At 53.1% G+C, this 15836-nt stretch carries 10 protein-coding genes; all 10 read left to right on the plus strand.

What is annotated here, in order from left to right:
- Positions 1-93 precede the first annotated feature (93 nt).
- Entirely contained in the window at positions 94-2748 is a 2655-nt protein-coding gene (gene tssH, locus CWM54_RS03400; RefSeq protein ID WP_100680050.1) for a type VI secretion system ATPase TssH, read from the plus strand.
- 1 nt (position 2749) lies between these two features.
- A complete protein-coding gene (locus tag CWM54_RS03405) occupies positions 2750-5440 on the plus strand; it encodes a type VI secretion system Vgr family protein (RefSeq protein WP_165785909.1) in 2691 nt (896 codons plus the stop codon).
- 11 nt (positions 5441-5451) lie between these two features.
- Positions 5452-5853 (plus strand): DUF4431 domain-containing protein, encoded by a 402-nt coding sequence (locus tag CWM54_RS03410; RefSeq protein WP_227521616.1) that lies wholly within the window; start codon positions 5452-5454, stop codon positions 5851-5853.
- 17 nt (positions 5854-5870) lie between these two features.
- Positions 5871-6431, plus strand: coding sequence for a hypothetical protein (locus tag CWM54_RS29150; RefSeq protein WP_227521604.1), 561 nt, complete (start codon positions 5871-5873; stop codon positions 6429-6431).
- A gap of 57 nt (positions 6432-6488) precedes the next feature.
- Positions 6489-7793, plus strand: a complete 1305-nt coding sequence (locus tag CWM54_RS03415) for a LysM peptidoglycan-binding domain-containing protein (protein WP_227521605.1) — start codon at positions 6489-6491, stop codon at positions 7791-7793.
- Positions 7790-8311 (plus strand): hypothetical protein, encoded by a 522-nt coding sequence (locus CWM54_RS03420; RefSeq protein WP_100695961.1) that lies wholly within the window; start codon positions 7790-7792, stop codon positions 8309-8311. Before CWM54_RS03415 ends, CWM54_RS03420 begins: the two co-directional genes overlap by 4 nt.
- 260 nt (positions 8312-8571) lie before the next feature.
- Positions 8572-8793 (plus strand): hypothetical protein, encoded by a 222-nt coding sequence (locus CWM54_RS03425; RefSeq protein ID WP_100695963.1) that lies wholly within the window; start codon positions 8572-8574, stop codon positions 8791-8793.
- Between the two features lie 715 nt (positions 8794-9508).
- A complete protein-coding gene (locus CWM54_RS03430; protein ID WP_100695965.1) occupies positions 9509-10717 on the plus strand; it encodes a hypothetical protein in 1209 nt (402 codons plus the stop codon).
- The gene (locus tag CWM54_RS03435; RefSeq protein ID WP_100695967.1) at positions 10714-14172 is read left to right on the plus strand and encodes an ImcF-related family protein; all 3459 of its coding nucleotides are present in this window, start codon (positions 10714-10716) and stop codon (positions 14170-14172) included. Before CWM54_RS03430 ends, CWM54_RS03435 begins: the two co-directional genes overlap by 4 nt.
- Positions 14169-15761 (plus strand): type VI secretion system protein TssA, encoded by a 1593-nt coding sequence (gene tssA, locus CWM54_RS03440; RefSeq protein WP_100680059.1) that lies wholly within the window; start codon positions 14169-14171, stop codon positions 15759-15761. Before CWM54_RS03435 ends, tssA begins: the two co-directional genes overlap by 4 nt.
- The last annotated feature ends 75 nt before the right edge of the window (positions 15762-15836 follow it).

Genomic DNA, 15836 nt, shown 5'->3' on the forward strand with positions numbered 1-15836 from the left:
CACAATCTGCCTGCCTGACCCTGTGCGCTGTGGGTTCCTGTTCGGGAACAGCGACGGGCGGTAGCGTGTCCGGAACCAATAAGAGAGGATCTCATGGAAAATCCAGCCAGCCTGTTACGCCGTCTTAATCCCTGCTGTGCCCGCGCAATGGAGGGGGCGGCCTCCCTGTGCCAGACCCGGGCGCATGCCGAGATCCTGCCCGAGCACTGGCTGCTCAAGCTGCTGGAACAGGGGGAAGGCGATCTGACGGTGCTGGCGCGGCGCTATGAATGGGATATGGATGCGCTGTGGCAGGATCTGCTGAACTGGCTGGATAAACAGCCGCGCTCGGTACGTCATCGTCCCCAGCTCTCTGACCATACCCTGAGGCTGATGCAGGAGGCCTGGCTGATTGCCTCGCTCAGCGGCGAAACGCAGATCCGCAGTGTTCACCTGTTGATGGCGCTGGTTGAAAAACAGAATCTGATCCAGTGCGATGGCCTGTGGCCGCTGTTAACGCTGGGCCAGCGTCAGCTGGAACGCCTGCGCCCCTTGCTGGATGCCCAGTCCGACGAACGTCCGCCAGCGCAGCAGGAAGCGGCCCTGGCGCAGCCCCATGGCGGGGACGTGGAATTTGTGGGGCGTCCTGCGAGCGGTGAACTGAATGCGGATGGGCTCAACCCGGCGCTGCAGAACGCGCTGGACAAATTCACTCTCGACGTCACCGCCAAAGCCAGAGATGGCCAGATTGACCCGGTGTTCGGACGTGACACGGAAATCCGCCAGATGGTGGATATTCTCTCCCGTCGGCGTAAAAACAACCCGATCCTCGTCGGTGAGCCGGGCGTGGGCAAGACCGCGCTGGTGGAAGGCCTGGCGCTGCGCATTGCCGAAGGCAACGTCCCCGACGCGCTGAAGCCGGTGTCGGTGCGCACCCTCGACCTCGGTCTGCTGCAGGCCGGCGCCGGGGTCAAAGGCGAGTTCGAGCAGCGGCTGAAAAATATCATTGAGGCGGTACAGCAGTCGCCTTCGCCGGTGCTGCTGTTTATCGACGAGGCGCACACGATCATCGGCGCGGGTAATCAGGCGGGCGGCGCGGATGCCGCCAACCTGCTGAAGCCGGCGCTGGCCCGGGGCGAGCTGCGGACCATCGCCGCCACCACCTGGTCTGAATACAAGCAGTACTTCGAGCGCGACGCCGCGCTGGAGCGCCGCTTTCAGATGGTCAAGGTGGATGAGCCGGACGACGACACCGCCTGCCTGATGCTGCGCGGCCTGAAGTCCCGCTATGCCGACCACCACGGCGTGCATATCACGGATGATGCGGTGCGCGCCGCCGTGACGCTGTCACGACGCTATCTCACCGGCCGCCAGCTGCCGGACAAGGCAGTGGATTTACTCGACACCGCTTCCGCCCGCCTGCGTATGAGTCTCGATACCGTGCCTGAGCCGCTGACCCGCATGAAGGCACAGCTCACCGCGCTGGCGATGGAGAAACAGGCGCTGCTGGAAGATATTGCGCTGGGCAACAGCGCCCGCGGCGAACGGCTGGCGGCCATTGAGCAGGAGGAGATCCGCCTTATTCTGGCGCTGGATACCCTTGAAACTCAGTATGGTCAGGAGCTGCAGCTGACGGAGGCGCTGCTGGCCTGTCGCCGCGATATCTCCCGCCAGGCGGAAATTAACGACCTGCAAAACGCGCTTATTGCCGTCCAGCAGGGCAATCCGCTGCTCGGGCTGGACGTCGACGTCCGCACCGTGGCGACGGTGATTGCCGACTGGACCGGCGTGCCGCTCTCCTCGCTAATGAAAGATGAGCAGACGGAGCTGCTGAGTCTGGAAGAGAGTCTCGGCAAACGGGTGGTTGGCCAGGAGGCGGCCCTGAGCGCTATTGCCCGGCGCCTGCGCGCCGCGAAAACCGGCCTGACGCCGGAGAACGGTCCGCAGGGGGTGTTCCTGCTGGTCGGGCCGAGCGGCACCGGCAAAACGGAAACGGCGCTCGCCCTGGCCGATGCGCTGTTCGGCGGCGAGAAAGCGCTGATCACCATCAATCTCTCCGAGTACCAAGAGCCGCACACCGTCAGCCAGCTGAAGGGTTCTCCGCCGGGCTACGTCGGCTACGGCCAGGGCGGGATCCTGACCGAGGCGGTGCGCAAACGCCCCTACAGCGTGGTGCTGCTCGATGAGGTGGAGAAGGCCCATCGCGATGTGATGAACCTGTTCTACCAGGTCTTCGACCGGGGGGTAATGCGCGACGGCGAGGGGCGTGAAATCGACTTTCGCAACACCGTGATCCTGATGACCGCCAACCTCGGAAGCGACCTCCTGATGCAGTTGCTGGATGAACAGCCGGAGGCCAGTGAATCAGACCTGCACGAGCTGCTGCGCCCGGTGCTGCGCGGCCACTTCCAGCCGGCGCTGCTGGCCCGCTTCCAGACGGTGATTTACCGTCCGCTGCCGGCGGTTGCGCTGCGCGCCATTGTCGGGATCAAGCTCGGTCAGGTGAGTCAGCGTCTGGCTTGCCATTACGGAATCACCACCACCCTCAGCGAGAGCCTGTTCGACGTGCTGACCGAGGCCTGCCTGCTACCGGACACCGGCGCCCGCAACGTCGACAGTCTGCTGAATCAGCAGATCCTGCCGGCGCTGAGTCAGCAGCTATTGAGCCATATGGCGGCGGGGCAGAAACCGCGCCAGGTGACGCTGGGGTATCACGAAGAGGAAGGCGTCGTGATGGCGTTTGACGAGGGGGCAATCGCCGATGAGTAGCGTGAAATCGTTGTTGTTCAGCCACAACCACCACCTGCTTTCGGTGAAGGGATGTGAAGCCGGGCTTGATGTGCTGGCGTTTGAGGGCGATGAAGCCCTGAGCCAGCCGTTCCGCTACCGTATCGAATTCACCAGCGCAGACCATGCCATCAGCAAAGAGATGATGCTGATGAAGGCTGCCTCCCTGACGCTGCAGGCGCCGGTGGCTCAGGGTTTCAGCATCAATGTTCAGCAACCCGTGCGGGTGATCCAGGGCGTGGTGACGGGGTTTGAACGGCTCAGTACCTCCAGGGATGAAACGCACTACGCGCTGACGCTTCAGCCGCGCCTGGCGCTGCTTAACCGCTCGCACCAGAACGCCATTTACCAGGACCAGTCCGTTCCGCAGATTGTGGAAAAAATCCTCCGCGAGCGCCACGGCCTGCGCGGTCAGGATTTTCTGTTCTCACTGACAAAAACGTATCCGCGCCGCGAGCAGGTGATGCAGTACGGCGAGGATGACCTGCGCTTTATCACCCGTCTGCTGGGTGAGGTGGGGATCTGGTTTCGCTTTTCCGCCGACACGCGGCTGCACATCGACGTCGCTGTGTTCTGCGACAGTCAGCAGGGCTATGAGAAGGGGCTGACGCTGCCTTCGGTCCCGCCGTCCGGGCAGCAGTCGGCCGGGGTGGACGCGGTGTGGGAGATGGCATGCCGCCACCGTGTCGTGGAGCAGCAGGTCAGTACCCGCGACTACAACTACCGCGAGGCGACGGCGGACATGAACGCGCAGGTGGATGTCACCCGCGGGGAGACCACCACCTTCGGTGAGGCTTACCACTGGGGAGATAACTACCTGACGGCGGGGAATGCCCATGACCGGCATCCGGCGCCGGAGTCCGGGGCGTTTTACGCCCGCCTTCGCCATGAGCGTTATCTGAACGGCCAGACCCGGATGCAGGCCACCACCAGCTGCCCGACGCTCTGCCCGGGGCAGGTGCTGAAGGTCACCGGCGGAGAGGAGGTGGCCGGGGAGTTTGCTGATGGCGTGCTCGTCACGGCGATGCACAGCCACGCCCGGCGCGATGCCGACTTTGCGGTGAAGTTTGCCGGCATACCGGACAGCCCGGACGTCGGCTACCGGCCTGAGCCCGGCGCGCGTCCGGTGATGGCCGGGACGCTGCCGGCCCGCGTGACCAGCACCCGGGAAAACGACACCTACGGGCATATCGATAAACACGGGCGCTACCGGGTGAATATGCTGTTTGACCGGGCGCGCTGGGAAACCGGGTTCGAGAGTCTGTGGGTCCGTCAGTCGCGACCGTATGCCGGAGACACTTACGGCCTGCACCTGCCGCTGCTGGCGGGGACGGAGGTGGCGATTGGCTTTGAGGATGGTAACCCTGACCGGCCGTATATCGCGGGCGTGCTGCACGACTCGGCGCACGGCGACCACGTCACCATCCGCAATGACAAACGCAACGTTCTGCGCACCCCGGCCAACAACAAAATCCGCCTCGACGATGAGCGCGGGAAAGAACATATCAAGGTGTCGACGGAGTATGGCGGCAAGAGCCAGCTGAACCTCGGCCATCTCGTGGATGCTGAAAAGCAGCCGCGCGGGGACGGTTTTGAGCTAAGAACCGACAGCTGGGGAGCTATCCGGGCACAGAAGGGTATTTTTATCAGCGCGGACGGGCAGGCGCAGGCTCAGGGGCAGGTGCTGAATATGGAGCCGGCGGTCAGCAATCTGGCTGATGCCCGGGAGCAGATGATGTCCATCTCCGGTGACGCGCAGAAGGCGACCGCGAACCCGGCCGATCTCCAGGCGCAAATTACCCTGCTGGAGCAGCAGCTGACGGACCTCAAAAAATCGGTACTGCTGCTCAGCGCGCCGGAGGGGATAGCGCTGACCAGCGGGGAGCATCTGCAGGTCTCAGCCGGGCAGAACCTGATTGCCACGGCCGGAAAGAATGCGGATGTCAGCGTGGTGAAAAATCTGTTCATCGGGGTGGGCAGTGCGCTGAGCGTGTTTGTGCGAAAGCTTGGGATCAGGCTGATAGCGAACCAGGGACCGGTACAGATGCAGGCGCAGAATGACCTGATGGCGCTGCTTGCCCTGAAGGAAATCAGCATTGTCAGCACGGAGGATGAAATCAAAATCATCGCGAAGAAGAAGCTGACCCTGAATGGTGGAGGGAGTTATATCAGACTTGATGCAAATGCGATTGAATCTGCTACTGTAGGCGAATATCGCACGAAAGCAGGATATTACGGGCGTCAGGAAAGCGCTTCTGAAAAAGTCAAAATGCCTGTATTTCCTGTAATGGAGCCTGGAGAGCACAGTTTACGTTTTGCTTTTCCAGGTGCGGATAGTGTCAGCCAGAGTATGAACTGGCTGATAAATCAGCCGTACAGTATTTCTGATAGCGCTGGAAAAATTCTGTCTACCGGAACAGTAGACAGTTCAGGTCGTTTCCCCAAAATAGTACTTCCTGAAAGCGATACATTAAATTTAATCATTGGCCGAGAAACTTGGAGTAAAGAGGAGCTTTCTGTCTCATCAACTGAAGACGACACTATGGAGGATTTTGAGGATGAAGCACCTGATGCCGATCTTCATTTAAGTGAAATGGGTTTTGAAGATGATAGAACATCAGCATTGACTGAATCAATGATTTCAACTTTATTAAGTTTAACAAAGGATAGTTGATAGTGTTAAGTATGCTTATGAAACTTATGTTGAGTCTGGTTATCTTATTTTATAGCTTCGGTGTATATGCTGCATGCCTGAAAGAGGGGGATAAGATTGTACTCACAGGAGTAATGAAAGAAGAAATATTTTACGGCCCCCCAAATTGGGGGGAAGATAGGGCGCATGACGAAAAATTACTCTACTGGATCCTGCATATAAATAGTCCGCTAAAGTGCGTGGTTGATGCTAATACTGAGCAAGAAGGTTGGAACAGCAATATTCAGCTCATTGTTAGTAGTGATGATTATAAAACTAAACGCAATCTACTTAATCACCATGTCACTGTAGATGGAAAAATTATGCTTGCTGTCACAGGCTATCATATGACTTCCGTCTTATTAAACGACACCAGCTTTCAGCCAACAGAATAAAATAAAAAGGATGATGTATGAGATTTATAAAAGCGACATACCATCTTGAAACCAAGACGGTTGAGTACGAAGCTGGTGATGGGACTCGTTTGCTAAAAACTGCAGGGACATTAAACTGGAGATTTAACAACCCTGGAAATATTATGGCATTGCCTGATGCAAGTAAGCAAAAAGGGCGAATAGGTGCCGGCACTGTATATAATCCGAAAGAAAATACATTTGCGATTTTTTCCAGTATTGAAGCTGGGGAGCGTGAAAAATGTGCATTATTGAGGCGAAAATACCGAAATGACACCATATCTGAGATGATGTCGCAGTATGCTCCTGAAACCGCAGGTAATGATCCCGTAGCTTATGCTAACTTTATAAGTTCAGAGAGTGGCGTTGCAAAAGATAAAAAAATATCTGACTTGAATGATAAAGAATTCGGCAAAGTTGTGGATGCGATCAGTAAAAAAGAAGGTGGCCTGAAGGCTGGTACTGAAAAATGGGTATATGTGACAAACTTGACGGTTTCAGACGGCTCTCGCCCAGTTGCTAATGTGCCATTTAAGGTAACACTAGGAAGTACTAGCTAAGAGTGGAAAACAGACGTTTACGGCAAGCTAAAGACAATTATTCATACTAAACAAGGAATGGTTATTGTCGTCAAATATACTAATTCTGCTGGAAAAGAGGATGTTGTTTATTCAGCTGTTGCTGGGGATGAAACGAAGAATATACTGCTCACGCGAAACTTTTCTCAATTCTCTGCAAAAACACTTGCCGAGACTCCCAAAGTGCCACGTGAGAAGAGCGCTCTGAAACCGATAGAGTATATAGTCATGCCAGGAGATTCTCTATCAAAAATAGCCGAACGTTATAAGACAAGCACTGATGAAATTGTCAAAAACAATAATGTAAAAGATGTGAGTAAGATCTTCCCTGGTCAACACTTGACGATTTATGGTGCCAAAACTAATAGCCCCTTAATCTATATCGTTGTACCTGGTGACACGCTGGCGAAGATCGCAGCACAATATGGCGTAACTGTTGATGAACTCGCTCGTCGGAACAATATCGTAGATCTAAACAAAATCTATCCAGGTCAGTCGATATTGATTTCAAATGATGCAAACTGCTCAAAAGGTAGCAGCCCTGTCTTAGTCTCTGACAAACAGGCACCCAAACCTCAGCCCCCAGTTAGTAGAACTTCACCCAATGTGCAATCGGTCAATTTAGATAAAAAAACACTGGAATCAGTGGGCTCTAAAAAATCGGATAAACCGATAGCCTTGCTTCCCCATGATCAGAGAGAGGCACCATGGATGGCGATTGCAATCCGCGAGGTTACGGAATGGCATGGAACAGGAGAGAAGAAAATCACTGATAATTATCATAATCTTACGGGTTCTAAGGGGTCATTGGGTAGTACTGCATGGTGCGCTTCGTTTGCTAATTATTGCTTGAAAGAAACAGGGTATGACTACTCCAGGAGTTTTACAAAGTCTTCTCAATTTCCAGTTTATGATAAAACTAAGTTTATCGAGATAAAAAATCCTGTATATGGTGCATTGATGGTCTTTCGTACTTATGTCGAATCAAGTGATGAATTTACAGGCAATGGGCATGTAACATTTGTGTATGGAAAAACGAGTAACGGTGATATTGCTGGCTTAGGCGGAAATCAAGGAGGTAAAGCATATGGTGGAGGTACTATTAAGTTATCGATGTATAGTACCACGAAACCAACATCTAGATTCAGCATGACTGTTAGAAAAAAAAAGGAAACTCCTGTGTATCAAAAATTTTATAAATATTATATACCTGTCGCGTATAAAGAATATTATTCAAAAATTTCAGCGGAATTACCTATAGTTAATGTTGACGATGTAAACAATAATTTATTCGGGTTTGATAGCAAAACTAAATCTGTGAAAGATGAAGGTGGCGGTCGATGAAAAATTTTATAGCTATAAGTATGCTACTGTTGTTGTCATTGAGAGTGATGGCAGGTGATCCCGGAGGAATATCCTTACTTGTAAAGGCATTGCCTTCTGCAAGTGATTATAAATATGTCCTTGATGGCTTTTTTAGAAATTATTACGGTGTGGACAATCCTCACACTCCTTCGTGCGATCAAAATGATTATACCCCTTATATTGATAACGTATATTTGAATACGCTCCCAAAAGGTATTGATGACAATATATTAATAAAATCCATAACAGACTTATCATCCAGAACTCAGATTGCCAAAATATTATCATCTTACTCTGATGATCAAGTTTCTGGATTTGATGGAGTTCTTTTTTATGCAGTGAAAGATAATAAGTTATTTATTTATACGTTCGATTCAAAAGCCCCTGTGCATATCTTTACGAATGAGTTGAATGTTGATGGAATTATTAGCTATAAGCTTTTGGGAAGGTCCATTTGCCAGTCTATAAGATCAAAGATACTCCCTTCCAGTCCTTAATGACATTGAGGTCAGTTGCTTTGTTTAGATACATTTGATTAATCATATGTATGCTGTGTTTTTCAAGCGCCATTGCAGGGGAATTATTCTCCTCCCTGAAAATAATGCTAGGGTCACAACTACCTCGAGGCGACGGCGGACATGAGCGCGCAGGTGGATGTCACCCGCGGGGAGGCATCCAAATTAGAAATATTTGCAGTAAATTAACTCAACGAAATGATTGGTATTCATTCTAAAACAACTGTACGTGAGAGTACAAGATGATTCTAAAAAACAAAAAAACACTTGCATTATTTCTGGTTGCGTTACCTGTAATTAGTAGTGCAGCCTCTACATTTAATAAACAGATTGATCGTGCAGATGGTGTGCATAATGTGAAGATTGATATACAAGAAGATAACCTTGAAGATTTTAAAAATGCCAAAATAATCGCTTCGAAATATGTAAAAGACAAAAAATATGGAGTCTTGTCGATTATGTAAATAGATGTCTTCTCGATATAAATTTAGGTTTAATTAAAGACTCATTTGAGATTAAGAAAATCAATGGCTCATTTGATACAGTGTTATTTGCATATACCATAGGTTGTGTAGGTGCTATCGACCCGGTTACTGTAAAATATTATGCTTATGAAAATGGCGTTAAGCATTAACTTCGAGGTGAAGAACGATGATTATGCCTGATGGTATAATTGATAATAATGTTAAATCAGTGCCTGGTACTAATTTGAAAAATAACATCCTATTGCATAAATACATGATCAGCAACTGGCATAAAGCATCAACGGTTGTTTTGGAATAAATGTATATTAACTAAGTGCTCCATAGATCTAGTAGGCCAACATGAAAGTAGCAAACGTTGTGAATTTGAGGCTAATTATTACTTTTTCGTTGGTATCATTGGAATCGGTTTTTGCAAGTTCTTAGGCTTTCCAAAAGGTATGGAACGATAATGAAAAGCGTTACTGATGGTGTTTTTGATATGAATTATCTAAGATCTATAGGTTTTGCATATATTGATAATAACTAAGGCGTTTATATTGGCCATGGATAATGGACGTTGTAATAAAATTAGCACAAACCTTGATTCTGCAAACGATAATAGTTTTGAATCATGCGCTGGCCATAAATCATGGTATTTCAATAGGTACAGGTGATTTTTATCGTTTTTAGATGATTTAGCAAGCAGGGAATAATAATGCCATATACACTTAAACATTTGCCAGAAAGCTACCCCAGACCTAAGCCTCTGAAATTTTATCGTTGGCTTGTTGCTCTGGTTGTCATGCTTTCAGTCAGTATTATCATAATGCGTATATTTGGGCGTTATGTTGAAAATCTGTACTTCTGGAGATTAGCTGTAGGTTTTCCTGTTGCTTTGTGGAGTGTCTTGCTTTCTTCTCGTCTGCTTGTTTGGTCTTTACAGGATAGCAAAGCAAACGCTTTTGACAAACAGCGAGAACAGTGGATTCTTCGAGAAACCCGTAAGGCACGGCGTGCATTACAAGTGCTGAGTGCAACATTTATTACCGGCCACTCATCAGTTGCTCAGAAAGATACCGCTATTGCTATGCAAAATAACGCCAGCATTATTGTTTCACAAGTCGGCCGGGATGGTAATGAAAGCGCCAGAATGAGCCAAATTTCTTCCAGCCCGCAGGATTCTATGGAATTCATGATAATAAATATTTTTTCGCAGATGATTGCAGACATTCCTTTTACACAAATCCCTGATAAATGCCCATTAGTAGTAGTTTTTGATGTAACAACATCGCTGCCTTTGGAGAACATTCGCCATTACTGGGATGAGGCATGGCAAAAGAACAATATCACTTTTCCTGTTGAACACGGTGAAGGGAGTGGTCTTAGTGTAATTGACCGCTGGTTAAATGAACGTATTAAAGATAAAGCAATGTTATTGATTGTTGGCCTCCAGATTGATCCGGTTGTTACAAACAATACTGCTGAAGCGGCTGTTGCTCTACTTCTTGGCAACCGCCTAACGCAGGAGACGCTTGACCCCCTCGCATTACTACACCGGCCAGATGCTGCTCCCTCAGGTGAACTTAGCGAAGGGATGAGGATGGCCGCCTGGAACGTCCCGCTAAAAGAAAATATGGTGAAAAATTTATGGCTCGCTGGAATGACAGGTGAGCAACGTGCAGAAGCGATTGGATGTCAGAATGCACATCCTGCGCAGTGCGTAGAAGATGAGGCTGTCATTTCACTGGATATATCCATGGGGAGTGCTGGAGCCGCTGCACCCTGGCTGGCTATTGCTGCCGCCACTGAAATCGCCCGACAAACACAATCCCCGCAGATGATTATCTGCGGGGATACCACTCAGAAAGTGCTATGGAGCACGCTTATTACCCCGATAGCTTCAAGACAGGAGATGGATCTGTGAAGTTACTTTTAGCACCGAAAACTACGGAAGGTCGCTATCTTTCAGTCGTATTCATTCTCTTTTTACTCTTGGCTGCAATGACATTTATCGTCTGGAAAAATCCTGAAATGGCCGGACTTGAGGGCGATAGTCAGCAGCAGAATTACTGGCTTATTGGCGGGTGCTGCATTACCGGATGTATCTTTATCATGTTAGTTATGCTCCTGTGGACAGCTCGCAGTGCCGGTAAAAAGGAGTTTGAGGCTCTCCTGGATGTCACTCGTGGTGATGACAATAAGAGAAAAGATGAGAGTGAAAACATCTCTGTTTCTCCGGCAGTGGTGATGTGTGCCAGGATACGTGACCATCTGCGAACCCGAATTGGAATTCACTGGCGGCGCAAAGTCCGCCTGCTGCTGGTTACCGGGGACGATGCAGCAATCGAACAACTGGTGCCTGGTCTGTGTCAGCAGCGCTGGCTGGAGGGCCAGCGTACCGTTCTGATTTACGGCGGCAGTCTGCTCTCCGAACCCGATCGCCAACAATACGCCGCGCTGCGCAAGCTGCGCCGTGGCCGTCCTCTGGATGGGATTGTGCGGGTGATGCCGTCGTCTCTGACCCTGACACCGCAGATAAGCGAGAACGACCTGCGTGGGCTGGAAAAAATCAGCGAACTGCTGGGCTATGCCGCCCCGGTCTGGCTGTGGAAACTGTGCGACAGTGAGTGGTCGCAGGCTGACCGCGTGGTGCAGGCGGTAGGGGTTAGCTTCCCGTTACGCGCTACCGAGGACGATGTCGCCCGTCAGCTTGCGCAGATGTTGCCCACGCTGCGGGAGCAGGGGATGCACCAGATCGCGGAGGAGACCCGCCACGACTTCCTGCTGCGTCTGGGGCAGCGGCTTATCGACGGGGAGATCGCGCAATGGCGCTGGCAGCTGGCGCCGTGGCTGACCGCCTCGCGGCAGCGGTTTGCACTGCGTGGCCTGATGTTTAGCCTGCCGGCGCCTCGTACCGTAGATCCTTATCAGGAGGCTGATACCTCGCCTGCGGGCCAGCCTCATCTCCTGACGCTGCCCGCCACCTGGCAGGGGATCGTTGATGACTGCCGCCGTTTACGCGGGCATCACGTGGGAATGGCGTGGGAGCGGGGCCTGGCGTGCGGTCTGCTGGCCATCCTCGGCCTGTGGGCGGCGGGACTGCTGCTCTCCTTTGCCCTCAATTACAGTCAGATTGCTACAGTCGCGGGAAAAGCCCGCGACCTGGTGGCCCACCCCTCTGTTTCTGACTATCAACTGACGGCCCTCCATGCCCTGCGCAATGAGGCCGGCCGTCTCGTACACGATGGGCAGAAGGGGGCTCCCTGGTATCGGCGTTTTGGTCTGGATCATCATCAGCAACTATTAGACGCCGTCCTGCCCTGGTACGGTGTGGCAAATCATCACCTGATACGTGACCCGGCCAATGCCGCGTTGCAGCAGGCGCTCAGCGCGCTGGTCAACTCCGCACCCAACAGCGACCAACGAGCCCAGCTGGCGAAACCGGGCTATGACCAGCTGAAAGCCTGGCTGATGATGTCTCGTCCGGATAAAGCCGATGGCGCCTTTTTCGCGCAGACCATGAAAGCGGTCCAGCCAACGCGAATGGGGATCTCGACCGGTCTGTGGCAAAGTCTGGCGCCGGATTTGTGGGCCTTTTATCTCTCCCTGCTGCCCGAACGGCCTGAATGGAAGATAACTCCAGATGCGCAACGGGTGAGTCAGAGCCGTCAGGTTCTGTTGCAGCAGCTAGGTCGCCGCAATGCCGAAAGTACCTTATATGAGAACATGCTTAAATCCGTGCGTCGTAATTTTGCCGATGTGTCGCTGGAAGACATGACCAGTGGCACCGATGCGCGCCGCCTGTTTACCACCGATGAAGTGGTCCCGGGGATGTTTACCCGCCAGGCATGGGAAGGCGGCATTCAGCAGGCCATTGATAAGGCAGCCAGCTCGCGCCGGGAAGAAATCGACTGGGTGCTGAGCGATTCGCGCAAAACGATGTCGACAGACCTGTCGCCGGAGGCGCTGAAAGCGCGTCTGACCCGACGCTACTTCACCGATTTCGCCGGCAGCTGGCTGAATTTTCTCAACAGTCTGCGACTTAATCCGGCGACCAATATCGCCGATGTTACCGACCAGCTCACGCTGATAAGCGATGTCCGCCAGTCGCCGCTGATAGCCCTGATGAATACCCTTGCCTGGCAGGGGCAGGCGGGGCAACAAAGGGAGGGGCTGTCGGACAGCCTTATTAAATCGGCCAAAGACCTGGTGGGCGGGAAAGACAAGCCAGTCATCGACCAGTCGGCAGCCGGCCCGCAGGGGCCTCTGGATGACACGTTCGGCCCACTGCTCCAGCTAATGGGGAAAAACACGGGCAGCAACGTCATGTCGGCCGATAGCACCCTGAGCCTGCAAACCTATCTGACCCGTATCACCCGCGTGCGCCTGCGCCTGCAGCAGGTTGCGAATGCCTCCGATCCGCAGGAGATGATGCAGACCCTGGCGCAGACCGTCTTCCAGGGGAAAAGCGTCGACCTGACCGACACGCAACAGTACGGTAGCCTGATTTCGGCAAGCCTTGGCGAAGAGTGGAGTGGCTTCGGCAACACTCTGTTTGTGCAACCGCTGACCCAGGCATGGGAAACCGTGCTTCTGCCGTCGGCGGCCAGTCTGAATGATAAATGGCGCCGCTCGGTAGTGGCGAACTGGCACACCGCCTTTGACGGACGCTTTCCGTTTGCCGCCAGCAAAAGCGACGCCTCCCTGCCGATGCTGGCTGAGTTTGTGCGCAAAGACAGCGGGCGGATCGAACGTTTTCTCACGACGGAGCTGAACGGTGTCCTGCATAAAGAAGGCAGTCAGTGGGTGCCGGATAAGGTCAACAGTCACGGCCTGGTCTTTAATCCGGCCTTTCTGCGCGCCATCAACCAGCTAAGCCAGCTGTCCGACATTCTTTTTACCGACGGCAGCCAGGGGATCAGCTTTGAGTTACAGGCCAGGCCTGCCCCGGAGGTTGTGGAGACACAGCTGACGATAGACGGCCAAAAGCTGCGCTATTTCAATCAAATGGCCGACTGGCAGACTTTCCGCTGGCCGGGGGAGACGTATAAACCCGGCACTCTGCTGACCTGGACCAGCGTCAATGCGGGCACGCGCCTGTTTGGTGACTACAGCGGTACCTGGGGTTTTATTCGCTGGCTGGAGCAGGGTAAACGCCAGCCGCTGGATCGCAGCCAGTGGATGATGAGCTTCACCGCCCCGGATGGCCGCACCCTGAAGTGGGTATTGCGCTCCCAGCTTGGGAGCGGCCCGCTGGCGCTTCTGGCGCTGCGCGGATTGACCCTGCCGGATCAGATTTTTAGTGTCGATGCGGCTGAGAGCGCACAGGCCCTGACGACGGGGGTAGGGAATAGTGACATGGATGAGATGGAATTATGAGTATTTTACAAAATTTGGTTGCCGCCAGTCAGTTGGATGAAAGCGTACTGCGCCAGCAGGCCCGGTCACGCCAGGCGCAGTGGCAGTCCTGGCTTGCGCCAATCAGTGAAAGCCAGCCCACCGGGAGCGATCCGGGCTATGACGATGATTTTCAGCGTATCCGCGAGGAGGTCAATAAGATCTCCGGTGTCGATACCGAACTGATTTGCCAGCTGGCTGAAAAACTGCTGACTCAGACCTGCAAGGATCTGCGCGTGATCACCTTTTACGTGTGGGCGCGTCTGCAGCGGGATGGCGAAACCGGTCTGGCGGAGGGCGTTACGCTGCTGGCGGCAATGCTTGAGCGGTTTGGGGCTATGCTCCATCCCCAGCGTGAACGTAGCTGTAAATCGGCGCTGGAATGGCTTGGCAGTCGCCGGATGTCGGACAGTCTGTCTCTTTATCCGGAAGTCGACATGACCACTATGCAGGTCATTATCGGGGCGTTATTGCTGACGGAAGCCTCTTTTGCCGGATTGGCTGAAGCATCTCGCCCCGATCTTTCCGGGCTATATCAGATACTGGAGAACCGCCTGGTGCAAAGCGGCGGAGCCCACAGTCTGGTGCCGCAGACCAGCCGCGAAGAACACGATCTGCTACCCCAACATACGGACACCGCACCGGTAATGCATACCGTCACGTCAGGTCGTGATTTGCTCGATCAGGCTAAGGTGTTGGCGAAATATCTGCGTGAGTGTCCCGGCGGATGGCTGGCAGGTCATCATCTGATGAAGAGTGTGCGTTGGGATACGTTAACGGAGTTACCGCCGCTGGATGCCTCCGGCCGGACCCGGCTATTGCCTCCCAAGCCTGAGAGTAAAGCCCATCTTAAACGGTTGTATTTACAGAAAAGCTGGTCGGAATTGCTGGAGCATACGGACACGCTGTTGGCGCAAGGCGTCAACCATCTGTGGCTGGATGTGCAGTGGTACGCCTGGCAGGCGCTGCTGAAACTGGATGCTGACAGTGTACGTGCCGATATCCTGTGCCGGGATATGAAAGGGCTACTGGCTCGTCTGCCGGGGCTGGAAACCTTGGCGTTTAACGATGGTACGCCATTCGCCGATGAAGTGACGCTCAACTGGCTTAACGAGCGTGTTCTGGATGAGATGGCCGGATGGCAAGATGAGCCGGTAATGGCGGCGACCAGCGCTGATGAGGTGCTGTCGCTGGAGCCAGAAGTGCTCACCCGCGCGGACGATGAAGGTATTGAGTCGGCGCTGAACTGGTTACAGGCGCAGCCGGGCTATACCACCAGCCGCAATCGGTGGCTGATGCGCTTACTGATGGCGCGAGTCAGCGAGCAGTACGGAAAAAATGAAATGGCGCTACATCTGCTGGCGGAACTCGACAGCCGTGCCCGGGAAATCACGCTCGAACAATGGAAGCCGGAGCTTATCTTTGAGGTCAAAGCCCGCCGACTCCGGCTGCTCAGAGGCAAGGCCGGGCGCAGTGAGGCAGAAAAAAATCGCTTGCTGCCAGAAATGGAGTCATTGCTTGCCGGGCTTATCGCTCTGGATCCCGCTCGCGCTGCGGTGCTGTGCGCATAATTCACGCATCATTCACATTGCACTCCCTGCACTTGCTGTTCTCTGCATATCTGAATGCTATTACTCATTCTGGTG

The sequence above is a fragment of the Klebsiella sp. D-Nf1 genome (genome assembly GCF_002810515.1).
GTDB lineage: Bacteria > Pseudomonadota > Gammaproteobacteria > Enterobacterales > Enterobacteriaceae > Klebsiella > Klebsiella variicola.